This is a genomic window from Citrobacter sp. Cpo071, assembly GCF_030332765.1.
In the GTDB taxonomy this organism is placed as follows: Bacteria; Pseudomonadota; Gammaproteobacteria; order Enterobacterales; family Enterobacteriaceae; genus Citrobacter; species Citrobacter portucalensis.
Genome location: NZ_JAOWHE010000060.1, coordinates 1 through 22,744, shown reverse-complemented (window position 1 = coordinate 22,744; position 22,744 = coordinate 1). Strand labels below are relative to the sequence as shown.

Below are 22,744 nucleotides of genomic sequence, written 5' to 3'. Positions count from 1 at the left end.
CTTTTTCTCCCTTACAGTGCCAGTTCGCTATTCAGTACCAGTGCCAGTAACGCCTGGCGGGCGAAGATGCCGTTGCCAGCCTGCTGGAAATACCAGGCGTGCGGCGTCTTGTCGACGTCGGTGGTGATCTCATCGATACGCGGCAGCGGATGCAGTACCTTCATGTTTGCTCTGGCGCCGTTCAGATCGCTGGCGCGCAGAACAAACTGCGCTTTCACGTTGGCGTATTCGGACGGGTCCAGACGCTCTTTTTGTACGCGGGTCATATAGAGGATATCGACCTCCGCCATCACCTCTTCAATAGTGCCGTGGAGGCTCCAGGCGATACCTTTTTCATTCAACATATCCAGAATGTATTGCGGCATCGCCAACGCGTCCGGGGCGATGAAGTAGAAACGGTTACCTTCGAACTTCGCCAGCGCCTGGGTCAGGGAATGGACGGTGCGGCCATATTTCAGGTCACCCACCATGGCGATGTGCAGATTGTCCAGGCGACCCTGAGTTTCCTGAATGGTGAACAGATCCAGCAGCGTTTGGGTGGGATGTTGGTTGGAGCCGTCGCCTGCGTTCAGTACCGGAACGTTACCGGAGAACTCCGTAGCCAGGCGCGCGGCGCCTTCCTGCGGATGGCGCATTACGATGGCGTCGACATAGGTGCTGATGACGGAAATAGTGTCGGCCAGTGTTTCACCTTTTTTGCCCAGAGAGGTGTTGCTGCTGTCAGAGAAACCCACCACGCTGGCGCCCAGGCGGTGCATGGAGGTTTCAAAGGATAAACGGGTGCGGGTTGAGGCTTCAAAGAAGCAGCTGGCGATAACCTTATGCTTTAACAGCTCCGGCTGTGGGTTAGCTTTTAATTTCGCCGCTGTTGCGAGGACCAGATTGAGGTCATCGCGGCTGAGGTCGTTTATGGAAATGATGTGTTTTTGATAGAGCGGGTTAGCCATGTTTATCTCCTGACGCCTGGGCAAAAAAAAAGCCCCTCAATTGAGGGGCTCGGAATGGGTGATCAACGGAAAGAAAAACGGCAGGCCAGCGTCCTTTTTCAGACGCGGTAAGACAAAATGTCGTACACACTGAACCATACATCCTCCCGGCAAATTGTCCGCGATTATACTCAGCTCCGTTATGGGATCAAGCGAAAAATGCACAAATTATTCATCGCAAACGATTCTCATGAATATTCATTCACCCTGAATGCCAAACAGCAACAATGAGATAAACATGCGTTGACGCAAAATATCGGCAAATAGCAGTAGTATGGCAGACCGTTTTTTCGTATAACAACTAAAATGAAACGATGTTTTAATTAAGGGGTTTGAGATGATTGTCGGCAATATTCACAACCTGGATGCCTGGCTGCCGGAAGAGCTGCGTCAGGCGATTGAACACATTAAAGCGCATGTGACGGATGAGACGGAAAAAGGTAAGCACGACATCGACGGCGATCGTCTGTTTTATCTGATTGCTGAAGATATGACGGAGCCGTTTGCACAGCGCCGCGCTGAGTATCACGCGCGCTATCTGGATATTCAGATCCTGCTCAAAGGTCAGGAAGGCATGACCTTCAGCACGCAGCCTGCGGGCGTGCCGGAAACTGACTGGCTGGCGGATAAAGATATCGCCTTCCTGCCGGAAGGGGTACAGGAAAAAACGGTGGTGCTGAACGAAGGTGATTTCGTGGTGTTCTATCCGGGCGAAGTGCATAAACCGCTGTGCGCGGTCGGTGCACCAGCGCTGGTACGCAAAGCCGTGGTGAAAATGCGGGTGGCATAAGCGTATTTGCCGGGGGCGGCTTCGCCTTACCCGGCCTACGGGAGCGCGGTTGTAGGCCGGATAAGATGCTTAGCATCGCCATCCGGCATTCTTTTCATCCATGCTCTTACTTCGCCAGCGTCGCCACCATCACCGCTTTGATGGTGTGCATCCGGTTTTCTGCCTGATCAAATACAATACTGGCGGGGGATTCAAAGACCTCATCGGTCACTTCCATTCCACCGTGCAGACCATATTCCTGTGCCATTTGTTTGCCAAGCGTGGTTTGATCGTCATGAAACGCGGGCAGGCAGTGCAGGAATTTCACCTGCGGATTGCCGGTCAACGCCATCATCGCGCTATTAACCTGGTACTTACGCAGCAGCGCAATACGTTCGGCCCACTTCTCTTTTGCCTCGCCCATTGATACCCAGACGTCGGTATAGATGAAGTCCGCGCCTTTCACGCCCGTGGCGACATCTTCGGTCAGCGTAATATTGCCGCCGTTTTTCTGTGCCAGCGCTTTGCACTCCGCAACCAGACTTTCTTCCGGCCAGCAGGCCTGCGGTGCGATCAGACGCAGATCCAGCCCGGTTAACGCGGCGGCTTCCAGCATGGAATTACCCATATTGTTGCGGGCATCACCGGTGTAGACCAGCGTCATCTCATTAAACGCTTTACCCGGCAGGTGTTCATGCATAGTTAACAGATCCGCCAGCAGCTGGGTGGGATGAAACTCGTTGGTTAATCCGTTCCACACCGGAACTCCGGCATATTCCGCCAGCGTCTCGACAATCTCCTGACCGTGGCCCCGATACTGAATACCGTCGTACATACGGCCGAGTACGCGGGCGGTGTCTTTGATCGACTCTTTATGGCCAATCTGGCTGCCGCTCGGCCCGAGATATGTCACGCGCGCGCCCTGATCGTATGCGGCAACTTCGAAAGAGCAACGGGTACGGGTTGAGTCTTTTTCGAAGATGAGCGCGATGTTTTTACCGGTGAGCTTTGCGACTTCAGTGCCGTTTTTCTTATCCGCCTTCAGCTGTGCGGCGAGCTGAAGCAGTGACGTGAGTTCAGCAGAGGTGAAATCAAGCAGTTTCAAAAAATGTTTCTGATAAAACGCAGACATGGTTCCCTCACATGGCTTAGGCCATTTATTGAATTAAAATTCAATTTATATGTATGTTTATTCATTTGCAACCTTGTTTAACAAATCTTTCCTGGAAAGGTGGAGGCAATGACAGCGGTATGTGACAATAAGAGTATCGGCAGGACATTATGAGGAACGAGCCATGGCAAACCCGGAACTACTGGAAGAACAGCGTGAAGAAACGCGCTTGATTATTGAAGAGTTACTCGAAGATGGCAGCGATCCAGACGCGCTGTACACCATCGAGCATCACCTTTCCGCGGATGACTTCGAAACCCTGGAAAAAGCGGCAGTAGAAGCCTTCAAGCTGGGTTATGAAGTGACCGAGCCGGAAGAGCTGGAAGTGGAAGAAGGCGACACGGTTATTTGCTGTGACATTCTGAGCGAATGTGCACTGAATGCGGAGTTGATCGATGCTCAGGTTGAGCAACTGATCAACCTGGCCGAAAAATATGATGTGGAATACGACGGTTGGGGCACCTATTTTGAAGACCCGAACGGCGAAGAAGGTGAAGACGGCGACGATGAAGACCTCGTCGACGAAGATGATGACGGCGTGCGTCACTAAGTCATCAACTGACCTGCGGTAGCCCAGGCTGCCGCAGGCCAAGGACAACGTATGGATTACCTGCAAATACTCTCCCCGATCCACAACTTCCTGCACTGTAAAACGCCCCAGGCCTGGCTTGATAAAGCGCGGGACCCAGAGAATCTGCCTCTGTTATTGACCGATCACCTCGTCTGTGAGCTGAAAGCGGCGCAAACGGCGATGCTGATGGTGCGTAAGTATGTTGCGGATAAACAGGGATCGCAGGCGCTGTTGGACTGGCTGAAACCCTATGAAGCGTTTGCTTTCAGAGAAGGGGATGAGCCGGATTTTATCGCGCTGAATAAACAGATAAGCAAAAGCGTGATGCCGCAAACCGACGACCCGTGGGGACGCAAGCTTATCGACAGCATGGTTTTGCTGATCAAAGAAGAGCTGCATCATTTCTGGCAGGTGCGTGAGGCGATGATGAGCCGCAATATTCCCTATATCAAGATTACCGCCAGCCGTTACGCCAAAGGCATGCTCAAAGAGGTACGCACCCACGAGCCGCTGACGCTAATCGATAAACTGATTTGCGGGGCTTACATTGAGGCGCGTTCCTGCGAACGGTTCGCCGCGCTGGCACCGTATCTGGATGACGATTTGCAGGCGTTTTATCTGTCGCTGCTGCGATCCGAGGCCCGACACTATCAGGATTACCTGGCGCTGGCCCAGCAGGTTTCAGCCGATGATATCAGTAGCCGGGTGCGGTTTTTTGGCGAAGTAGAAGCCGCGTTGATCACCTCTCCTGACGATGAATTCCGTTTTCACAGCGGTGTGCCAGCTTAGTTCCTTTGTTTGACGCGCGGTGTCCATCGCCGCGCGGATTAATCCTTCCTGTTTCTGTTAGCAAAATCTGGTGGCTGGAAATCGCTCGCTGCTGCCGTAATAATCAAAACACACGAAGGGGAAATATATCCCCGTAACAGAGATGATTTGGCATAAGGATGGTTAATGAACTGGGCACACGTTTTGTTGGCAGGTTATATCGGGGCGGTGATTGCTATCGTCGTCGGCATGTTTCGCAAAAAAGGCTGGCTGGGCAAGATCTCCGGCGCGGTGGTTTTTGTGGTGGCGATCATCGCGTGGAATCTGTTTGATGTGCACTACCTGATCCCACGCGAAAGCCCGGATTATGGTCTGACCGAAGAGCAGCAATTTGAAAAGGCGATGCTCTCCAATCCGGCGTTTCAGGTGATTAAGGAGCAGGAACCTGAGCTGACACAAAAAATTATCAGCCAGGCAGCGCAGATGAAGAAAGCAGGGAGTAGCGAACAGCAGGTTATCGACGCGATACAGCCGCAAATTCTTCAGTTGCAAATGGCAAGATTGCAGCAGGCGCCAGATGCCAATGTCATTGAATATATGAAAATTAACCTTGAGCAGATCGCTGCTGTGGCCAAAATCGGTGATGACGAATGCTTCCGCTTTCTGTTTCCGGCAGTGAAAGGGGGGATTAACCCGGCACGTCTGGTTCCGCATGAGATCATGAACCGTCGTATGGCGAGTGATATGAGTATGATGCGTGCTGCCTATGGTCCGAACAAACATACGGTCACGGCAGAAGAGAAACAGCTGGCGTTGCAGGATCTGCAAGCAATAAGCCCTGGGCTAGTACAGCGTTATGGGCCGGATATTCAGATCATGGCCGATCCGACTAAAGCGATCGGCAAAGAGAAGATTGCCTGTGAGATAGTGCAGGATCTCTGGTCACAGGTGCTGAAGCTGCCAACCGCCCGCGCGGCTGGCGTTATTCGACTGATGCTCTCAGCCGAGATGCAGTAACGTGGCTAAAGCCTCTCGGCGTAAGGTCAGAGGGGCTTTAACATCCGCACTTCACAATCTACGTGCCCGGTACAGCCCAGCGCTTCGCTGATATGCTCAAAGCCTAAATGTTCATACAGGCGGATTGCCTCAGTCAGAAAAGCCGTGGTCTCCAGATAGCACTGTTTAAAACCCTGCTCGCGGGCATGTTCGAGCGCCATCAGCGCCAGCTTTTTCGCCAGCCCCTGACCGCGCGCGCTCGACAGGAAGTACATCTTTTGCAGCTCGCAAATGTCTGGTTCACTACATCCTAACGGTGCAACACCACCGCCGCCCACGACTTCACCGTTTTGCTCAACCACCCAGTAGGCTGCGCCCGGCTGGCTGTAAACCTGGAACAGTTCGTCCAGATTAGGGTCGGCAACGGTATAGCCCTTATCGGCGGTAAGCCCGTATTCAGCGGAAACTTTGCGGATAACGCGGGCAATTGCGGCGTTATCATCGGCAGAAATTCGGCGCAGCGTTGCCGCGACGGAGGTAATGGCACTCATAGCGAACTCATGACATAAAAGTGAGACATATGCAGTTAATACCACTGCGGCGAGGGGAAGCGCAAGCGAGGATAATTCAATAAAAAGCCTCTGAGCATATGCGTCAGAGGCTTTATCGTCTGTGGTGTCGGATGCGCTACGATTATCCGACCTACGATGACGGTGCCCGTTTGCCGGATAAGCGCAGCGCTATCCGGCATAGGCAATTACAGCGCGGCGATGACCGCCTGCTGTTCAATCAGCTTCGCTTTGGCTTCTGCGTAACCATCCAGCTTCTCACGCTCTTTGGCGATGACTGCTTCCGGTGCGCGGGCAACGAAACCTTCGTTGGAAAGTTTGCCTTCGATACGGGCAATCTCACCTTCGATTTTCGCCACTTCTTTCGCCAGACGCGCCAGCTCATCTTCTTTGTTGATGAGGCCAGCCATCGGGATCAGCAGCTCGGCGCCGTCGATGATTTTGGTCACGGAGACCGGACCTTTGTCATCGGCTGGCAGCACGGTAATGCTTTCCAGACGTGCCAGGTTCAGCAGGAAGCTGCGGTTGTCGTTCACACGACGCATCGCATCAACGCTGCAACCACGCAGCAGCAGCTCCAGCGGTTTGCCCGGGGCGATGTTCATTTCCGCACGGATGTTACGTACGGCAACGATCGCCTGCTTCAGCCATTCGGTATCAGCCAGCGCCGCTTCATCAACCTGCGCTGCGTTATATTCCGGGAACGGCTGCAGCATGATGGTATCTGCAGTGTTGCCACAAATCACTTTCACGCGCTGCCAGATGGTCTCGGTGATGAACGGAATGATTGGGTGCGCCAGGCGCAGCAGACCTTCCAGCACGGTAACCAGCGTATTGCGAGTGCCGCGCAGTTCAGATTCGGAACCACCGTTCATGACCGGCTTGGTCAGCTCCAGATACCAGTCGCAGAACTGGTTCCAGGTGAACTCGTACAGAATGCCCGCGGCGATATCGAAGCGGAAGTTATCCAGCGCTTCGCGGTACGCTTTGATGGTCTGGTTGAATTCAGCGAGGATCCAGCGGTCCGCCAGAGACAGGGTCATTTCGCCGCCGTTGAAGCCGCAATCCTGATCTTCGGTGTTCATCAGCACGAAGCGGCTGGCGTTCCACAGCTTGTTACAGAAGTTACGGTAACCTTCCAGACGCTTCATGTCCCAGTTGATATCGCGACCGGTAGAGGCCAGCGCTGCCAGGGTGAAACGCAGGGCGTCGGTGCCGTGCGGCTCGATGCCGTCCGGGAACTGCTTCTCGGTACGCTTGGCAATTTTCTCAGCCAGCTGCGGCTGCATCATGTTGCCGGTACGTTTCTCCAGCAGTTCTGCCAGAGAGATACCGTCGACCATATCCAGCGGGTCAATCACGTTACCCTTGGATTTGGACATCTTCTGGCCTTCGTCGTCACGAATCAGACCGGTCATGTAGACGGTCTTGAACGGAACCTGCGGCTTGCCGTTTTCATCTTTGATGAAGTGCATGGTCATCATGATCATGCGGGCAATCCAGAAGAAGATAATGTCGAAGCCGGAAACCATCACGCTGGTTGGGTGGAACTGACGCAGCGCGTCGGTATTTTCCGGCCAGCCCAGGGTAGAGAAGGTCCACAGTGCAGAAGAGAACCAGGTATCGAGAACGTCTTCGTCCTGACGCAGCGCAACGTCGGCGCCGAGGTTGTTTTCCTGACGCACTTCGTCTTCGGTACGGCCAACGTAGACATTGCCGTCGTTGTCATACCATGCCGGGATACGGTGACCCCACCACAGCTGACGGGAAATACACCAGTCCTGAATATCACGCATCCAGGAGAAGTACATGTTTTCGTACTGCTTCGGTACGAACTGGATGTCGCCATTCTCAACCGCTTCAACCGCCGGTTTTGCCAGCACGTCGGCACGGACGTACCACTGGTCGGTCAGCATCGGTTCGATAACCACGCCGCCACGGTCGCCGTAAGGTACGGTCAGGTCGTGCGGTTTAATTTCTTCCAGCAGGCCCAGGGCATCAACGGCGGCAACCACCGCTTTACGCGCAGCAAAACGTTCCAGCTTCTGGAACTCAGCCGGGATTTCATTGGAGTAAACGTCGGACTCTTCGCCTTTGGTGTCGTACACTTCCGCGGTTTCGCGGATGTCGCCGTCAAAGGTCAGAATGTTGATCATCGGCAGGCCGTGACGTTTCCCGACTTCGTAGTCGTTAAAGTCGTGCGCCGGGGTGATCTTCACGCAGCCGGTGCCTTTTTCCATGTCGGCGTGTTCATCGCCGACGATCGGAATGCGACGGTTAACCAGCGGCAGGACAACGAATTTGCCGATCAGATCTTTGTAGCGCGGATCTTCCGGGTTAACGGCTACGCCGGTATCACCCAGTACGGTTTCCGGACGGGTGGTGGCGACGACCAGGTAATCTTTACCGTCTGCGGTTTTCGCGCCGTCAGCCAGCGGATAGCGGATGTGCCACATGGAGCCTTTAGACTCGCGGTTTTCCACTTCCAGATCAGAAATAGCGGTGCGCAGTTTCGGGTCCCAGTTGACCAGACGCTTGCCACGGTAGATCAGATCTTCTTTGTACAGGCGAACAAAGACTTCTTTCACGGCATTGGAAAGACCTTCGTCCATAGTGAAGCGCTCGCGCTCCCAGTCAACGGAGTTGCCGAGACGGCGCATCTGACGGGTAATGGTGCCGCCGGATTCCGCTTTCCACTGCCAAATTTTGTCGATAAACGCTTCGCGACCGTAGTCGTGACGGGTTTTACCTTCTTCAGCGGCAATCTTACGCTCAACCACCATCTGGGTAGCGATACCCGCGTGGTCGGTACCGGCCTGCCACAGGGTGTTTTTACCCTGCATGCGCTGGTAGCGAATCATGGTATCCATGATGGTTTGCTGGAAAGCATGACCCATATGCAAACTGCCGGTGACGTTCGGCGGCGGGATCATGATGCAGAAGGACTCTTTGCTTTCATCGCCGTTAGGTTTGAAATAGCCCTGCTTTTCCCAGTGCTCGTAAAGCGGCTGTTCGATATCTTGTGGGTTGTATGTCTTTTCCATTATTTCCAGGTTGCCGTATTCAGGTTAAAACCAGCCACGCGGTAAGCTTTGTAGCGATCGCGTGCCGATTGTTTCAAAGAATCTTCGTAAGGAACGAAGTCTATCACTTCTGTGAAAGCGGTGGCAAAATCTGCAAAGCCAACGCGCAAACTGATGAGCAGGTCGCGCGGGCTGCTATTGCGTTTCTCCGGCCAGGCAATCTCTACCGGCGCGCCACCTCTGGGGCCTTCTCCCGCCAGATTATGCGGAACAAAACTTTCTGCCGGTCTCGCCCACAGAGCTTCATCCAGTCGAAGAGCCTGCTTTTCGTTTTCACAGGCGATCAGCACGCGCTTGCCAGCACGCCAACGTTCTGCGGCAATTTCACACACCAGTTGTTCAACGGCGCTTAAGCCATCGACGGTGTTGTCATTGTCCAGAATATAGAACGTTGCGTTTCTCATGATATGGGGCTTCTTGTTGTGGATTTAAATGCAAAGCCGGGTGGCGCTACGCTTACCCGGCCTACGGTTGAGTGATGTTGTAGGCCGGGTAAGGCGAAGCCGCCACCCGGCGTTTTACATCACTCTTCGCCGTTAAAACCGGCACGATTGAGCAGGAACTGCGACAGCAACGCGACCGGACGACCGGTTGCGCCTTTGGCTTTCCCTGAACGCCATGCGGTACCGGCGATATCCAGGTGCGCCCAGTTGTACTTACGGGTAAAGCGTGACAAGAAGCAGCCCGCGGTAATGGCACCGCCAGGACGTCCGCCGATGTTCGCCATATCCGCAAAGTTGGACTCTAACTGCTCCTGGTATTCATCACCCAGCGGCAAACGCCACGCGCGGTCACCAGCCTGCTCGGACGCACCGATCAGCTCATGCGCCAGCGGGTTGTGGTTCGACATCAGGCCGGTGATGTGATGGCCCAGCGCAATCACGCACGCGCCGGTCAGGGTCGCGACGTCAATCACCGCTTCTGGCTCAAAGCGCTCGACGTAGGTTAACACGTCGCACAGCACCAGACGGCCTTCGGCATCCGTATTGAGCACTTCAACGGTCTGTCCAGACATCGTGGTCAGCACGTCGCCTGGGCGATACGCGCGGCCACCCGGCATGTTTTCACAGCCCGCCAGCACGCCGACAACGTTGATGGGGAGCTGAAGCTCGGCCACCATGCGCATCACGCCGTATACCGCTGCTGCGCCGCACATGTCGTACTTCATCTCATCCATGCCTTCGGCTGGTTTGATGGAGATACCGCCGGAGTCAAAGGTTAACCCTTTACCGACCAGCACAATCGGACGCGCGTCTTCGGACGGATTGCCTTTGTACTCAATGACCGACATCAGCGACTCGTTCTGCGAGCCGTGACCGACGGCCAGATAAGAGTGCATGCCCAGCTCTTTCATCTGCTGCTCGCCGATTACGCGGGTCACAACATTTTTGCTGTAGCTGTCTGCCAGCTGGCGCGCCTGAGAGGCCAGATAGGCGGCGTTACAGATGTTCGGCGGCATGTTGCCAAGATCTTTTGCCGCTTTAATGCCGGCGGCGATCGCCAGACCGTGTTGGATCGCACGCTCACCGCTGGTCAGTTCGCGGCGGGTCGGCACGTTAAAGACCATTTTACGCAGCGGGCGACGTGGCTCGCTTTTGTTGGTCTTCAGTTGATCAAAGCTGTACAGCGTTTCCTGTGCCGTCTCAACGGCCTGACGCACTTTCCAGTAGTTATTGCGCCCTTTGACGTGCAGCTCAGTCAGAAAGCAGACGGCTTCCATTGAGCCTGTATCATTCAGGGTATTGATGGTTTTCTGAATGACTTGCTTGTACTGGCGCTCATCAAGTTCGCGCTCTTTGCCACACCCAATAAGGAGAATTCGCTCAGACAGAACGTTAGGAACATGGTGCAGCAACAGGGTTTGACCCGGTTTGCCTTCCAGTTCGCCGCGACGCAGCAGTGCGCTGATGTACCCGTCGCTGATCTTGTCGAGCTGCTCTGCAATCGGAGAGAGGCGGCGTGGTTCAAAGACACCCACGACGATGCACGCACTCCGCTGTTTCTCCGGGCTACCGCTTTTTACACTGAACTCCATGCACTACGCTCCTGAATCTTAAAGACAACGGCGGTGGCTACGGATAGAATTGCAAGCTTTCGTAACTCATACCCGCTGTTGCGGTGACTTCGTGTTAATCTTAACGTTATTACGGCATTGGCACGTCAGAACAATTTCTGAGAGGTGGATCCGTTGAGTATAATGATCTTAGCGACGATTTCGACGACTCAAGAGAATAAATGACGTTTAAGCCATGAAACAAGCTAAATTCCGGCAAAAGACGGGTTTTTACGGGCGTATTTAAAGTGATAATCATAAGATATCTGGTTCGGGAAACGCTCAAAAGCCAACTTGCGATCCTATTCATCCTGCTTTTGATCTTCTTTTGTCAAAAGTTGGTCAGGATCCTTGGTGCGGCGGTTGACGGTGATATCCCGGCAAATCTGGTGCTCTCGCTGCTGGGGCTGGGCGTGCCAGAAATGGCGCAACTTATCTTGCCCTTAAGCCTGTTCCTCGGGCTGTTGATGACGCTGGGCAAACTGTATACCGAAAGTGAAATTACGGTCATGCACGCCTGCGGGCTGAGCAAGGCAGTGCTCGTGAAAGCGGCGATGGTGCTGGCGCTGTTTACCAGTATTATTGCGGCGGTCAACGTGATGTGGGCCGGGCCGTGGTCCTCCAGACATCAGGACGAAGTCCTGGCGGAGGCGAAAGCGAACCCCGGTATGGCGGCGCTTGCTCAGGGGCAATTCCAGCAGGCGACCAACGGCAGTTCGGTGCTGTTTATAGAAAGCGTTGACGGCAGCAACTTCAAAGACGTGTTCCTCGCGCAAATCCGCCCGAAAGGCAACGCTCGTCCTTCGGTCGTCGTAGCCGATTCCGGACATCTTACCCAGATGCGTGATGGCTCTCAGGTCGTGACGCTGAACCAGGGGACGCGCTTCGAAGGTACCGCGCTGCTGCGCGATTTCCGCATTACCGACTTCCAGGATTATCAGGCGATTATCGGTCATCAGGCCGTGGCACTGGATCCAAACGATACCGACCAGATGAACATGCGTACGCTGTGGACGACCGACACCGATCGTGCCCGCGCGGAGCTAACCTGGCGTATCACGTTAGTATTCACCGTATTTATGATGGCGCTGATGGTCGTACCGCTGAGCGTGGTGAACCCGCGTCAGGGGCGCGTGCTGTCGATGCTGCCAGCAATGCTGCTCTATTTGCTGTTCTTCCTGGTTCAGACGTCGCTGAAGTCGAACGGCGGTAAAGGTAAGCTGGATCCGGTGTTCTGGATGTGGACGGTTAACCTGGCGTATCTGGCGCTCGCGATTGTGCTTAACCTCTGGGATACGGTGCCGATGCGCCGCTTGCGTGCCCGTTTTATGCGTAAAGGAGCGGTATAATGCAGCCTTTTGGTGTACTTGACCGCTATATCGGTAAAACCATTTTCACCACCATCATGATGACGCTGTTCATGCTGGTGTCGCTCTCCGGGATCATCAAGTTCGTTGACCAGCTGAAAAAAGCCGGGCAGGGGAGCTACGATGCGATGGGCGCCGGGCTGTATACCCTGCTCAGTGCGCCGAAAGATATCCAGATCTTCTTCCCGATGGCGGCACTGCTGGGGGCATTGCTGGGGTTGGGCATGCTGGCCCAGCGCAGTGAACTGGTGGTGATGCAGGCTTCTGGCTTTACCCGTATGCAGGTGGCGTTGTCGGTGATGAAAACCGCGATTCCGCTGGTGCTGCTGACGATGGCTATCGGCGAATGGGTCGCGCCACAAGGCGAACAGATGGCGCGTAACTACCGTGCGCAGCAGATGTACGGCGGCTCGTTGCTCTCTACCCAGCAGGGGTTGTGGGCGAAAGACGGTGACAGCTTTGTCTACATCGAGCGGGTGAAAGGCGACGCCGAGTTAGGCGGGATTAGCATCTACTCGTTTAACGACAAGCGCCGTCTGCAGTCTGTACGCTACGCTGCGAGCGCGACGTTTGACCCGGAGCAGAAGGTCTGGCGTTTGTCGCAGGTGGATGAATCCAACCTGACCGATCCGAAGCAAATCACCGGCTCGCAAACGGTGAGCGGCACCTGGAAAACCAACCTGACACCCGACAAGCTCGGCGTTGTGGCGTTGGATCCTGATGCGCTGTCGATTAGCGGTCTGCATAACTACGTGAAGTACCTGAAGTCGAGCGGCCAGGATGCCGGACGCTACCAGCTCAATATGTGGAGCAAAGTCTTCCAGCCGCTGTCTGTAGCGGTCATGATGCTGATGGCGCTGTCGTTTATCTTTGGTCCGCTGCGTAGCGTCCCGATGGGCGTGCGCGTGGTGACAGGGATTAGCTTTGGCTTTGTGTTCTATGTGCTGGACCAAATTTTTGGCCCGCTGACGCTGGTGTACGGCATTCCGCCGATTATCGGTGCGCTGCTGCCAAGCGCCAGCTTCTTCCTGATAAGCCTGTGGCTGATGCTGCGTAAATCGTAATCACAGTAATCGTAGGCCTGATGGCATTGTGCTTTTCAGGCCTACTCCGGACCCGTAGGCCGGATAAGGCGTTTCCGCCGCCATCCGGCAACGTAACACGGGGCTAGCGTTTTCTCCCGCCCATCAAACTCCCCAACATGCCGCGAATTATCTGATTGGTAACCTGTCGCGCCGCGCTTTTCGCCACGCTCTGCACTACGCCATCGCGCTTACCGCCGCGCGGTCCGGTGCTGCCAAACAGAATATCCTTCAACCCACCGAGAATACCGCCATCCACATCGACAGCTTTACCGTTGGCGGGAGGCGTATTTTGCTGCTCGGTACTGGCCTGCACGCCTTGCTGTAAACGTTCATAGGCGGACTCGCGGTCGATCTCTTCTTCATATTTACCGTACAACGAAGAGTGATTAATCAGCCCGTTGCGCTCGTCGTCCGTCACCGGTCCCATCCGTGAGCATGGCGCAATCACCATTGCTCGTTCAACCACCGACGGGCTGCCTTTGGCGTCCAGAAACGACACCAGCGCCTCACCGGTTCCCAGCTCCTGAATGGCTTTTTCGGTATCAAATGCCGGGTTGGCGCGCATGGTTTGCGCCGCGCTTTTCACCGCTTTCTGGTCTTTCGGCGTGAACGCGCGCAAGGCGTGCTGCACGCGGTTTCCCAACTGACCAAGCACGTTGTCCGGAATATCCGACGGGTTTTGCGAGACGAACCACACGCCGATCCCTTTCGAGCGGATCAGGCGGATCACCTGTTCGATTTTATCCAGCAGCACCTGCGGAGCATCGTTGAACAGCAGGTGCGCTTCATCGAAGAAGAAAACCAGTTTTGGTTTCTCCAGATCGCCCGCTTCCGGCAACTGTTCATACAGCTCGGAGAGCATCCACAGCAGGCTGGCGGCGTACAGTTTGGGCATCTGGTAGAGCTTCTCGGCGCTGAGGATATTAATCATCCCTTTGCCGCTGGCGTCGGTACGCATCCAGTCTTTGATGTCCAGCATCGGTTCGCCAAAGAAGTGTGCCGCTCCCTGCTGCTCCAGCGACAGCAGTCCGCGCTGGATAGCCCCGACCGAGGCGCTACTGATATTGCCGTACTGATTCTGGAAGGATTTAGCGTTATCGCCAATGTACTGGGTGATGGCCCGCAGGTCTTTGAAATCGAGCAGCAACAGACCCTGGTCATCGGCAATGCGGAAGATTATATCCAGCACGCCGGACTGCACGTCGTTGAGGTTCAGCAGACGGGCCAGCAGCAGCGGCCCGAGGTCTGATACCGTGGCCCGCACGGGATGACCTTTTTCGCCGAAGATATCCCACACCGTGACCGGATTAGCATGCGGTTGCCAGTCAGTAATGCCGATATTTTTCAGGCGGGCGAGCAGCTTTTCAGAGGCTTGTCCTTCCTCGGCCACGCCGGTTAAGTCACCTTTCACATCGGCCATAAATACCGGAACGCCAATCTCGGACAGCGATTCGGCCAGCTTCTGTAGCGTGACGGTTTTACCGGTCCCGGTCGCGCCGGTAATCAGCCCGTGACGGTTGGCCATACCTGGCAGTAAAAACAGTTCGGTGTCCGGCGTGCGGGCAATTAGCAGGGGTGCGCTCATTGAGATTTCCTCCATTTATCCTGCCTGGAGTATAGGCAACCGTGACGCACTCTTCACCGCTAAATTGCGGAGATTGTGAGGCGAATTTAACCTGTCTGGAATAGCGGGGAGAATAGCCGGGAAGCTTACGCCACCCGGCAAAGACGATCAGAAGTCTGCTTTAAGCACTACGCGGTAGCGGGCCTTACCGTCACGCACGTGCTGGATGGCTTCGTTAATTTGCGACATCGGGTACAGTTCGGTGGTGGGCGACACCTTGCTGCGCCCGGCAAATTTCATCAGCTTGCGCAGTTCGAACGGCGTACCGGTTGCCGAACCGGAGATACTGCGATCGCCGGCTATTAAGGTGAACGCCGGAACCGGCAGCGGCTTCAGCACCGCGCCGACGGTATGGAAGTTACCGCCGTAGGCCAGCGCTTCAAAATAGGGCTGCCAGTCGAGATCGACGTTAACCGTATTAATAATGAGATCGAACTGGCCCGCCAGCGCTTTTAGCGCATCCGGATCGCGGCTATTGACCACTTTATCCGCCCCCATTGCCAGCACTTCCTGCTCTTTCGCCGGATTGGAGCTGAACGCGGTCACTTCGCAGCCCATCGCGTGTAACAGCTTAATGGCGATATGCCCCAGGCCGCCGATGCCGATCACCCCGACGCGGCTGGTGGCGGTGATATGGTGCATCAGCAGCGGTTTGAACACCGTGATGCCGCCGCACAGTAATGGGCCAGCGGCCGCCAGATCGATACTCTCCGGCAGCGGGATCACCCACTGCCAGTCGGCCCGCAGCTTCTCGGCAAAGCCGCCGCGATTAAGAATTGTGGGAACAGACCCTTCCAGACAGTTAATCTGATTACCGCTGATACAGGCATCGCAGTGCCCGCAGCTGCGCGCTGTCCAGCCAACGCCGACGCGCTGACCAACCTTCAGACCTTTATCCTGCGCCGCGCTGCCGAGCGCCGCCACGCGACCAATCACCTCATGCCCGGCAACCAGCGGATACTGAGAGAATCCCCATTCGTTGTCTATCATCGACAAATCGGAATGGCAGATACCGCAGTAATCGACCTGGACTTCGACATCTTCCGGCTTAAGCTCGCCCGCATCATATTCATAGAGTTCGAGTTCGCTGCCCGCCGCTTTTGCAGCGTAGCTTTTTATCATCGACATCGTGTTTCCCTCAGTATGGTGTTGAACTGGAAGTGTAGAGCATGGGGAAACGGGACGCTTCGCAGAAGGGGGGATTAAGGAGGGGGCAAACTGTGATGATGGTTACAGGTAAGAAAGGTAATGCTGAAATTTTCAACACTTAGCGAGCCAGACACACGCTGGCGCTTGCATGGTGGCGCATGACAGGTATAATCCACAACGTTTTCCGCATCCCTTCCGTGCCGGAGTGGCGAAATCGGTAGACGCAGTTGATTCAAAATCAACCGTAGAAATACGTGCCGGTTCGAGTCCGGCCTTCGGCACCATTAGTACTTCCAAGACCATCCGAGAAAGTCCAATTATCCCTTAAAAATCAATGCTTGCAGCGATTTTTACGTCCTGAGTCGTCCGAGGTTGTCCGTTGAAATCCGGATGTCATTGGGGGCATAATTGGGGGCATCTTAACTTCGATTAGAAATGTGCCCCCAAAATGAAGCTCAACGCTAGACAGGTCGAGACCGCAAAGCCAAAAGACAAAACTTACAAAATGGCCGATGGCGGCGGTTTGTATCTCGAGGTTTCGGCCAAGGGTTCTAAATACTGGCGCATGAAATACCGACGCCCCTCTGACAAAAAAGAGGATCGCCTCGCTTTTGGCGTTTGGCCGACTGTGACGCTTGCTCAGGCAAGAGCGAAGCGCGACGAAGCTAAAAAGCTGTTAGTGCAGGGCATTGATCCAAAAGCCGAACAGAAAGAAGCTCAGGCCGAGAATTCGGGGGCATATACTTTCGAAACCATTGCTCGTGAATGGCATGCCAGTAACAAGCGCTGGAGTGAAGACCATCGATCGCGCGTTCTTCGCTATCTTGAGCTTTATATCTTCCCTCATATCGGTTCGTCCGACATTCGCCAGCTCAAAACTAGCCACCTGTTAGCCCCGATTAAAAAAGTTGATGCCAGTGGTAAGCATGATGTTGCGCAGCGTCTTCAGCAGCGTGTCACGGCTATTATGCGTTATGCTGTACAGAACGATTACATTGACTCTAATCCAGCCAGTGACATGGCCGGTGCGCTATCAACAACCAAAGCGCGACATTACCCCGCCTTACCCTCCAGCCGGTTCCCTGAGTTTCTTGCACGTCTTGCTGCATATCGTGGCCGCGTAATGACACGGATCGCGGTCGAGCTTTCCTTACTCACTTTTGTGCGTTCCAGTGAGTTACGTTTCGCGCGCTGGGATGAGTTCGACTTCGATAAATCTCTTTGGCGCGTGCCTGCTAAACGAGAAGAAATCAAAGGGGTGCGTTACTCGTATCGCGGCATGAAAATGAAAGAGGAGCATATCGTTCCGCTTAGTCGTCAGGCGATGAATTTGTTAGAACAGTTAAAGCGGATTAGTGGTGATAAAGAGCTGCTTTTTCCGGGTGATCATGACTCAACTAAGGTTATGAGTGAAAACACGGTAAACAGCGCATTGCGTGCGATGGGATATGACACGAAAACCGAGGTCTGCGGGCATGGATTTAGGACGATGGCGCGTGGTGCATTGGGTGAGTCAGGATTGTGGAGTGATGATGCGATAGAACGTCAGTTGAGTCACACAGAACGTAATGGCGTTAGGGCTGCTTATATTCATACATCAGAACATTTAGATGAAAGGCGCAAAATGGTTCAGTGGTGGGCTGATTATTTAGAATTGAATAACAAGGAGTATATATCGCCCTATGACTGTGGGAATAAAGTAAATGAGATCTAGATCTTTATCAAAAAAATCATTTCAAATAGATTGATGGATAGAATTTGTTTTTTTTGCTATAATATTTAATAATTTTTAAGAGTGTGGCGAGATTATGTCAGTTTTATTAAGAGAGCAAGATGTAAAAGTCGCATTTATTGACTGGCTTTTTAGAAAGGGCTTGTTGGATAACGCAACTATTATTAATGAAATGGTTGTGGCGAATTGGAGTCGCCGCGCTGATTTGGCCGTGGCTAATGGTCACTTGCAAGCTTTTGAAATAAAAAGTGATTTTGATTCTCTTAAAAGATTGGACGGTCAGTTAGAAACCTTTACATCTCGTTTTGAAAAGGTAACGGTTGTTTGTGCCCCAAAATTTACCTATGAAATAGCGAAGAAAGTAACATCAGATGTTGGTGTTATTGAATACCTAAATACTAGTAAAGGCATTCGTTTTAAAATAGTTCAGCGTGGGCGTACGGCAGTTCTCGGGAATAAGAAGGTATATATTAATTTCTTATTAAAAAAAGAGTTGCAGTTACTTCTTGTTGAAAACGGGAAAAAGTTTTTATTTGAGTCTGGTCGTGAGGCTTTAGAGCGGATAGCTGAGCAAATCCCCTTATCTAGAATTAGAGAATTCGCCCTTAATGCAATTAAGCAGCGCTATAAAGAAACTTCTGATGATTATATGAAGAAATTAGCAGGGAGTGAATTATCGAGTGCTAATGATTTGACTTTGTTAAGTAAATCAAAAAAGAAGCGGGAACATAACCACTTTAAAGATTTCGAAGATAATACTGAAGAAAGATTAAATGATTTTTATACGGTTGATATTGAGGGGTTTATGAGAAAGCACGGCGAAGTTGGGAGCATCACTCCTATCAAGGTTTTGAAAAGGGTCGTGCGATAAGGGAGGGAGTCCTCCCTTATTTTTTAGAAGAAATCCTCTTCAGGATCGTAATCTGTTTTAAGTGCTTCTGATAGCTCAATTTGCTTTGTTATGTGAAGGTTCACGCGCACAGAAATCCATTTAGCAGGACTCCCCATACCAGCAATATCGCCTGATGCTGCGTTTTTAATCATCTGCGCCCCCCAAGATTCCTCTTCAAGATAATTAGGGTATCTTTTAAGAATCGCTCTTGCCGCTTCGATATAGCCTTTACTATCAAGCCCTGGCCTTCTCTCAAAAAACCAAGCATCATCTAATGCAATATCAATTCTTGGAACATAACGCCCACCAACATCATCATATACAACAGAGTGAATTGAACTATGATCTCCGTATATAGAAACTCCTCGCCCTCCGATAGTTTGGTGGAATTCTCTTTCCATAATATCAATATAACCAGATTGACCATTTTCTCCTGCAAAGTTTGCGACTGAACTTGGGAAACTAGTCGACAGTACACTTATTATAGCCTCAGGAATTTCTGTCCTTATTTGGTTTATTGCACTTATGGCAGCAGACGTCATTGCTGAGACGTGGCCGCGAATGTAGCCTAAGTCTATGAATATAACTGCATTTTCAGGGGAGTCGAGAGACACGAGTGATGCTATTGTTTTATTTATATCAGAGTTAAGATTCTTTATGCGGAATGCAATGGAGCCTTTATTCTCTTCAAGTGTTCTTGCCTGCTGTACTATATCCCTTAATCTTGCAGATTCAGGCATTTGAACTATCGGGATAATATTTTCATTTTTAGAGCAAAAAGCTATCCAGTTTGAAAAATTATTTTCTGAAGATAGAAGGTCAAAGCTTGATGCGCAATGATGCTTGTTCTCTTGAGTAACATCCAGTATAAAAGGCAAGTTATTCATTGCTTCCAGACTCTTATCAAGAGAAACTTGAATTTCATCTGAGCGGGGCCATTTTCCTAAAGTTATAAGTGGAAGTATTTTCTCTTTCTTATCATGAGCAAGTTGACTCAACCCAAGAATTTCAGCAGCACGAGTCCTTAATGCAGGATAATATGAATAACTATCAAAATTTACTTTCATCTTAATTACCTCCTGGCTCAGTATTCTCTTGTCGCGCGATGGCTCTAGGCATGGCGTTAATTTGTGGGTTCTGAGTGGCTAAATAAGCCGCGATTCCTTCCATTTTTTCTTTTTGTTCTAATGCATGTGTAAGTTGTGTGGTTAATGTTTCATTCCGTTCTATGAGCGTTTGCTTAACACCATCGTTACTAATGATGGTTTCTTTGTGATTTTTGCTTAGAACTTTAATAGTTCTATGCGTGAACCAACCTATCAATAGAGCCGCAAGCCAACCAGAACATACAAGTAGCCATTGCGACAATTCTTGATTTCTGATGTAGCTCGTCACAATTGTAACTAGTGTGCCAACTATACCAACAATTCCATAAATATGATTTAGCATCTTATGACTCTCTTGACCTGAGATTTGTCCTTGAAAGAGCAGAGAAAAGGGTTGCATCGGTATCACTATTTTTTACACATATTTAGCAGTAATGCCATATCTATCTTATGGATATGTTTCATCGCAATAGCTTTTATCGCTTTAAAGTGTCTTTTTAATGCGTGGCATCTTGCGCGCAATGCTCTCCCCGCCACGCCTGCCCGCTTAAGAGGTCGCTTTTAATGCAGGTGCATGAACGGCCTCAGGCCGCGCCGGTACTGGTGTTGCGTGGGATAAAAAATACGGGGATTTGCATGCAAAACCATGCACCTTATGGATGCATGGCTTTTTTCGGGAAAAATAGCGGAATTTTCGGGGATTTTTTTGCGTGCTACCGTGCGGCCAGTTCTGCACGTCGGCGGGTGTAAATCAGGTTCTGTGCCGGGGTGAATTTCTCGCGATTATCATCCCGCGAAGCCGCATCAGGCCTGAATCCGATGGCCGTTAAAATATCGTTGTCCTGCACGGAATAATTAATTTTTTCACCTGCGGCCAGCCACACCGACAGGGCTTCACGCAGATAATCGACCGAGTGCTGCATGGCGCTCTGTTTTACTGCGGGAAGCTGTTCGTGATATCCCATCAGCTCAGGTGCCAGCGTGGCGGCCAGCTCCGCGCCGTGCTGCTGCATAAAGTCATGGAGCCGGTTGCGGATGCTGATGTGCTGCACCTCCTCATGTGAGCGGATATAGCGACCGGCGGCCTGATTAATCTCCCACCTTTTCACGTCGATATTGTCGCGCAAATCCTGCATTCTGCGCGGGATTTGTTCGTCACCGGCAAGGAGCTGTTCACGGTATTCCCGTTCAAGATCGGCCAGTTCAGCTTTACGTTTCAGCCAGGTGTTTTTGTTCGTCTGACAGGCCTCAAAGGCCTGCTGTATGGTCACAGTGGTCACGTGTTTCTCTCCTGATTAATGCCGGAACGGCGAACTGTAGCAGCCCTGCACCTTACGCGGCGGTGGTGGCGCCACCGGCGCGGGGTCGGGTTTCTCCGGGGCGGCACGTATCACACCGTCAACCGACTCGATGGTGCGGAAAGTGGCCGAACATTCGATATTGGTACACTGGTGATAACGTTGTTTGACGTTTTCCGACAGATAACGGCTGGTACGGACGTGCGCGGTCTTTTTGCAGAACGGACAGTGAAACATAATTCAGCCCTCTGCCTGTTCGTGGTCTTTTGCGGCCAGTTCAGCGGCAAGCTTCATCCGTCTGGCCGGGCTTCTTAACAGCGCCATATCAACCCCGGTTATGACCGGGCGATTCATGCCCGTTACGGACAGAACCGGCTCCTGCTCCATATCGAAATGATACAGGGCTGACTGCAGATTCAGGGCATCGCCCAGCTCGCGGGTCACGGTCGCACGCGGCGAGGTTTCTCCGCTCATTTCCAGCGACCGTATACGTAACAGGAAGGCACGTAACAGTGCAGGGCTGATACCGGCCAGCACTTTCTTCCATTCGCTGTTGGCGTAAGTGGTGAATGCTTTTTCGTGGGCGCTGATATAAGCCGTACCGGAGGAGCATGCGCCAAGCATGGCGAGGCCTTTGTCTTTCTCCAGCTCGGTAATCAGACCGGTGAACTCATCAGCCAGTTCTCGGCTGGCGATACGTTTACTGTGTTCAGCTTTCAGTTCAGGAGTGAGGTTGCCGCGCAGGGTTCGAAAGCGGCTGCGCCAGTCCTGTTCGGCCTGTGCGCTTTCACTGAGGGCAGTCTGTCGTTCCTGCTCACAACGCTGAATGGAAGCCTCAATGTCGCTGAGTTTACCCATGCTGGCCGTGTGTGCGTCTTTTGCTTCATTAAGTGCGGCCAGCGCACCGGCAATACGTTGTTCCGCGCCTTCATCCTGTTTACTGATAACGGTCTGCATGGCTTTGATAATGAGTTCGGGTTTCATGTTCAGGCTCTCCGTGTGTTCAACCTGAAATGATTCTGACGCCTCCTGCACAACAACACGATTCATTGCCGTTGTCAGAGTGCTGGCACAAACAGACCTTAAAATCAGGCTGGCCAGAGAAAGGTCGCAGGAAAACCTTACTCACCGTTTGTTTTTTTACTTATAACTATTCACCACTGTTCACCTTAAATAAAAAGATAAGTAATACAGTTAGTTAAGAGGTGAACAGTTGAAGGTCTGACTGTTCACCGTCTGTTCACCACTGTTCACCCTTCAGTTTGTTCAGCCAGCCAGCTACTTAGACTTTTTAGCAATTAAAAATAATAAATATATAAATAAAAGTAATTATCGGTTTGCCATTTTGTTATCAGAGATTGTCAACAATTGTCACTGTTTGCCACTGTATAAAAATCGCTCTGTTGTGTGGTGGAGTAATACAAAATGACTTGTTGCCCTGAAGGAAAATATTCACAAAATAGAGAGCTACCCGAAGCCGGACGGACACGACCGGCACTGTATGGACTTTGTGAGGTAGCCCGAT

At 52.4% G+C, this 22,744-nt stretch carries 24 protein-coding genes and 1 tRNA gene; 10 read left to right on the top strand and 15 right to left on the bottom strand.

Annotated features, from left to right (window positions below; all coding sequences use genetic code 11):
* Positions 1–11: 11 nt before the first annotated feature.
* Complete coding sequence (gene pyrB / locus OGY09_RS02010; protein ID WP_003025818.1) at positions 12–947, bottom strand: aspartate carbamoyltransferase; 936 nt, start codon at positions 945–947, stop codon at positions 12–14.
* Positions 948–983: 36 nt separating this feature from the next.
* Positions 984–1,085, bottom strand: coding sequence for a pyr operon leader peptide (gene pyrL / locus OGY09_RS02005; protein WP_003025819.1), 102 nt, complete (start codon positions 1,083–1,085; stop codon positions 984–986).
* A gap of 238 nt (positions 1,086–1,323) precedes the next feature.
* On the opposite strand from pyrL, the gene OGY09_RS02000 reads away from it, so the two are divergent.
* Positions 1,324–1,776 carry a YhcH/YjgK/YiaL family protein gene (locus tag OGY09_RS02000; RefSeq protein ID WP_275399050.1) on the top strand — a complete coding sequence of 151 codons (453 nt, stop codon included), beginning with the start codon at positions 1,324–1,326 and terminating at the stop codon, positions 1,774–1,776.
* A 106-nt stretch (positions 1,777–1,882) separates the two neighbouring features.
* Here OGY09_RS02000 and argF read toward each other — a convergent pair whose 3' ends face one another.
* Together argF and argL are read right to left on the bottom strand one after the other, a co-directional pair.
* On the bottom strand, positions 1,883–2,887 hold the full coding sequence (argF, locus tag OGY09_RS01995; RefSeq protein ID WP_275399051.1) for an ornithine carbamoyltransferase: 1,005 nt from the start codon (positions 2,885–2,887) through the stop codon (positions 1,883–1,885).
* On the bottom strand, positions 2,857–2,952 hold the full coding sequence (gene argL / locus OGY09_RS25360; RefSeq protein ID WP_373371225.1) for a putative translational regulatory protein ArgL: 96 nt from the start codon (positions 2,950–2,952) through the stop codon (positions 2,857–2,859). Before argL ends, argF begins: the two co-directional genes overlap by 31 nt.
* Positions 2,953–3,050: 98 nt before the next feature.
* Here argL and rraB point away from each other — a divergent pair, with 98 nt between their 5' ends.
* The 3 genes from rraB to OGY09_RS01980 all read left to right on the top strand — a co-directional run bounded on the left by rraB (position 3,051) and on the right by OGY09_RS01980 (position 5,282).
* Positions 3,051–3,476 carry a ribonuclease E inhibitor RraB gene (gene rraB / locus OGY09_RS01990; RefSeq protein ID WP_060682821.1) on the top strand — a complete coding sequence of 142 codons (426 nt, stop codon included), beginning with the start codon at positions 3,051–3,053 and terminating at the stop codon, positions 3,474–3,476.
* Positions 3,477–3,527: 51 nt separating this feature from the next.
* Positions 3,528–4,286 (top strand): tRNA isopentenyl-2-thiomethyl-A-37 hydroxylase MiaE, encoded by a 759-nt coding sequence (gene miaE, locus OGY09_RS01985; protein WP_275399052.1) that lies wholly within the window; start codon positions 3,528–3,530, stop codon positions 4,284–4,286.
* A gap of 165 nt (positions 4,287–4,451) precedes the next feature.
* Complete coding sequence (locus OGY09_RS01980) at positions 4,452–5,282, top strand: hypothetical protein (protein WP_032942198.1); 831 nt, start codon at positions 4,452–4,454, stop codon at positions 5,280–5,282.
* A 26-nt stretch (positions 5,283–5,308) separates the two neighbouring features.
* Here the strand turns inward: OGY09_RS01980 and OGY09_RS01975 are convergent, their stop codons facing one another.
* The 4 genes from OGY09_RS01975 to pepA all read right to left on the bottom strand — a co-directional run bounded on the left by OGY09_RS01975 (position 5,309) and on the right by pepA (position 10,948).
* Complete coding sequence (locus OGY09_RS01975; RefSeq protein WP_003025856.1) at positions 5,309–5,812, bottom strand: GNAT family N-acetyltransferase; 504 nt, start codon at positions 5,810–5,812, stop codon at positions 5,309–5,311.
* Positions 5,813–6,018: 206 nt separating this feature from the next.
* Entirely contained in the window at positions 6,019–8,874 is a 2,856-nt protein-coding gene (locus OGY09_RS01970; RefSeq protein ID WP_153687690.1) for a valine--tRNA ligase, read from the bottom strand.
* A complete protein-coding gene (gene holC / locus OGY09_RS01965; protein WP_003830256.1) occupies positions 8,874–9,317 on the bottom strand; it encodes a DNA polymerase III subunit chi in 444 nt (147 codons plus the stop codon). The genes OGY09_RS01970 and holC overlap by 1 nt, the downstream gene beginning before the upstream one ends.
* Positions 9,318–9,436: 119 nt before the next feature.
* On the bottom strand, positions 9,437–10,948 hold the full coding sequence (gene pepA, locus OGY09_RS01960) for a leucyl aminopeptidase (RefSeq protein WP_003025870.1): 1,512 nt from the start codon (positions 10,946–10,948) through the stop codon (positions 9,437–9,439).
* 153 nt (positions 10,949–11,101) lie between these two features.
* Between pepA and OGY09_RS01955 the strand changes: the two genes are divergently transcribed.
* From OGY09_RS01955 to lptG, 3 genes are all read left to right on the top strand, one after another.
* Positions 11,102–11,152 carry a hypothetical protein gene (locus tag OGY09_RS01955; protein WP_212723231.1) on the top strand — a complete coding sequence of 17 codons (51 nt, stop codon included), beginning with the start codon at positions 11,102–11,104 and terminating at the stop codon, positions 11,150–11,152.
* A 62-nt stretch (positions 11,153–11,214) separates the two neighbouring features.
* Positions 11,215–12,315, top strand: a complete 1,101-nt coding sequence (gene lptF / locus OGY09_RS01950) for an LPS export ABC transporter permease LptF (RefSeq protein ID WP_032942200.1) — start codon at positions 11,215–11,217, stop codon at positions 12,313–12,315.
* Positions 12,315–13,397, top strand: coding sequence for an LPS export ABC transporter permease LptG (gene lptG, locus OGY09_RS01945; protein ID WP_008786067.1), 1,083 nt, complete (start codon positions 12,315–12,317; stop codon positions 13,395–13,397). The genes lptF and lptG overlap by 1 nt, the downstream gene beginning before the upstream one ends.
* 103 nt (positions 13,398–13,500) lie before the next feature.
* Here the strand turns inward: lptG and OGY09_RS01940 are convergent, their stop codons facing one another.
* Positions 13,501–15,003 (bottom strand): helicase HerA-like C-terminal domain-containing protein, encoded by a 1,503-nt coding sequence (locus OGY09_RS01940; RefSeq protein ID WP_275399053.1) that lies wholly within the window; start codon positions 15,001–15,003, stop codon positions 13,501–13,503.
* Between the two features lie 147 nt (positions 15,004–15,150).
* The gene (gene ahr / locus OGY09_RS01935) at positions 15,151–16,170 is read right to left on the bottom strand and encodes an NADPH-dependent aldehyde reductase Ahr (protein ID WP_048236253.1); all 1,020 of its coding nucleotides are present in this window, start codon (positions 16,168–16,170) and stop codon (positions 15,151–15,153) included.
* A 220-nt stretch (positions 16,171–16,390) separates the two neighbouring features.
* On the opposite strand from ahr, the gene OGY09_RS01930 reads away from it, so the two are divergent.
* The 3 genes from OGY09_RS01930 to OGY09_RS01920 all read left to right on the top strand — a co-directional run bounded on the left by OGY09_RS01930 (position 16,391) and on the right by OGY09_RS01920 (position 18,794).
* Positions 16,391–16,475 (top strand) — tRNA-Leu (locus OGY09_RS01930).
* A gap of 164 nt (positions 16,476–16,639) precedes the next feature.
* A complete protein-coding gene (locus OGY09_RS01925) occupies positions 16,640–17,905 on the top strand; it encodes a tyrosine-type recombinase/integrase (protein ID WP_116311782.1) in 1,266 nt (421 codons plus the stop codon).
* 94 nt (positions 17,906–17,999) lie between these two features.
* On the top strand, positions 18,000–18,794 hold the full coding sequence (locus tag OGY09_RS01920; RefSeq protein ID WP_116311781.1) for a sce7726 family protein: 795 nt from the start codon (positions 18,000–18,002) through the stop codon (positions 18,792–18,794).
* Positions 18,795–18,817: 23 nt separating this feature from the next.
* On the opposite strand, the gene OGY09_RS01915 is transcribed toward OGY09_RS01920, so the two are convergent.
* The 5 genes from OGY09_RS01915 to sid all read right to left on the bottom strand — a co-directional run bounded on the left by OGY09_RS01915 (position 18,818) and on the right by sid (position 22,203).
* On the bottom strand, positions 18,818–19,882 hold the full coding sequence (locus OGY09_RS01915) for a beta family protein (RefSeq protein ID WP_116311780.1): 1,065 nt from the start codon (positions 19,880–19,882) through the stop codon (positions 18,818–18,820).
* Position 19,883: 1 nt separating this feature from the next.
* The gene (locus OGY09_RS01910; protein WP_286589877.1) at positions 19,884–20,321 is read right to left on the bottom strand and encodes a protein gop; all 438 of its coding nucleotides are present in this window, start codon (positions 20,319–20,321) and stop codon (positions 19,884–19,886) included.
* Between the two features lie 313 nt (positions 20,322–20,634).
* Positions 20,635–21,201, bottom strand: coding sequence for a phage polarity suppression protein (locus tag OGY09_RS01905; protein ID WP_080087556.1), 567 nt, complete (start codon positions 21,199–21,201; stop codon positions 20,635–20,637).
* 15 nt (positions 21,202–21,216) lie between these two features.
* Positions 21,217–21,456: an STY4826 family bacteriophage gene regulatory protein gene (locus OGY09_RS01900; protein ID WP_000468229.1), complete on the bottom strand. Its 240-nt coding sequence runs from the start codon at positions 21,454–21,456 to the stop codon at positions 21,217–21,219.
* A 3-nt stretch (positions 21,457–21,459) separates the two neighbouring features.
* Positions 21,460–22,203, bottom strand: coding sequence for a capsid size-determining scaffold Sid (sid, locus tag OGY09_RS01895; RefSeq protein ID WP_024154759.1), 744 nt, complete (start codon positions 22,201–22,203; stop codon positions 21,460–21,462).
* Positions 22,204–22,744: the final 541 nt, after the last annotated feature.

Excerpts from the sequence above, each read along its gene's own strand:
- argL (WP_373371225.1), bottom strand. The coding sequence starts at position 2,952 with ATGAATAAACATACATATAAATTGAATTTTAATTCAATAAATGGCCTA.
- miaE (WP_275399052.1), top strand. The coding sequence starts at position 3,528 with ATGGATTACCTGCAAATACTCTCCCCGATCCACAACTTCCTGCACTGT.
- argF (WP_275399051.1), bottom strand. The coding sequence starts at position 2,887 with ATGTCTGCGTTTTATCAGAAACATTTTTTGAAACTGCTTGATTTCACC.
- OGY09_RS01975 (WP_003025856.1), bottom strand. The coding sequence starts at position 5,812 with ATGAGTGCCATTACCTCCGTCGCGGCAACGCTGCGCCGAATTTCTGCC.
- OGY09_RS01915 (WP_116311780.1), bottom strand. The coding sequence starts at position 19,882 with ATGAAAGTAAATTTTGATAGTTATTCATATTATCCTGCATTAAGGACT.
- OGY09_RS01920 (WP_116311781.1), top strand. The coding sequence starts at position 18,000 with ATGTCAGTTTTATTAAGAGAGCAAGATGTAAAAGTCGCATTTATTGAC.
- OGY09_RS01970 (WP_153687690.1), bottom strand. The coding sequence starts at position 8,874 with ATGGAAAAGACATACAACCCACAAGATATCGAACAGCCGCTTTACGAG.
- ahr (WP_048236253.1), bottom strand. The coding sequence starts at position 16,170 with ATGTCGATGATAAAAAGCTACGCTGCAAAAGCGGCGGGCAGCGAACTC.
- pepA (WP_003025870.1), bottom strand. The coding sequence starts at position 10,948 with ATGGAGTTCAGTGTAAAAAGCGGTAGCCCGGAGAAACAGCGGAGTGCG.
- OGY09_RS01940 (WP_275399053.1), bottom strand. The coding sequence starts at position 15,003 with ATGAGCGCACCCCTGCTAATTGCCCGCACGCCGGACACCGAACTGTTT.
- OGY09_RS01980 (WP_032942198.1), top strand. The coding sequence starts at position 4,452 with ATGAACTGGGCACACGTTTTGTTGGCAGGTTATATCGGGGCGGTGATT.
- lptG (WP_008786067.1), top strand. The coding sequence starts at position 12,315 with ATGCAGCCTTTTGGTGTACTTGACCGCTATATCGGTAAAACCATTTTC.
- pyrB (WP_003025818.1), bottom strand. The coding sequence starts at position 947 with ATGGCTAACCCGCTCTATCAAAAACACATCATTTCCATAAACGACCTC.
- rraB (WP_060682821.1), top strand. The coding sequence starts at position 3,051 with ATGGCAAACCCGGAACTACTGGAAGAACAGCGTGAAGAAACGCGCTTG.
- OGY09_RS01910 (WP_286589877.1), bottom strand. The coding sequence starts at position 20,321 with ATGCAACCCTTTTCTCTGCTCTTTCAAGGACAAATCTCAGGTCAAGAG.
- pyrL (WP_003025819.1), bottom strand. The coding sequence starts at position 1,085 with ATGGTTCAGTGTGTACGACATTTTGTCTTACCGCGTCTGAAAAAGGAC.
- OGY09_RS01925 (WP_116311782.1), top strand. The coding sequence starts at position 16,640 with ATGAAGCTCAACGCTAGACAGGTCGAGACCGCAAAGCCAAAAGACAAA.
- OGY09_RS02000 (WP_275399050.1), top strand. The coding sequence starts at position 1,324 with ATGATTGTCGGCAATATTCACAACCTGGATGCCTGGCTGCCGGAAGAG.
- holC (WP_003830256.1), bottom strand. The coding sequence starts at position 9,317 with ATGAGAAACGCAACGTTCTATATTCTGGACAATGACAACACCGTCGAT.
- OGY09_RS01900 (WP_000468229.1), bottom strand. The coding sequence starts at position 21,456 with ATGTTTCACTGTCCGTTCTGCAAAAAGACCGCGCACGTCCGTACCAGC.
- sid (WP_024154759.1), bottom strand. The coding sequence starts at position 22,203 with ATGAAACCCGAACTCATTATCAAAGCCATGCAGACCGTTATCAGTAAA.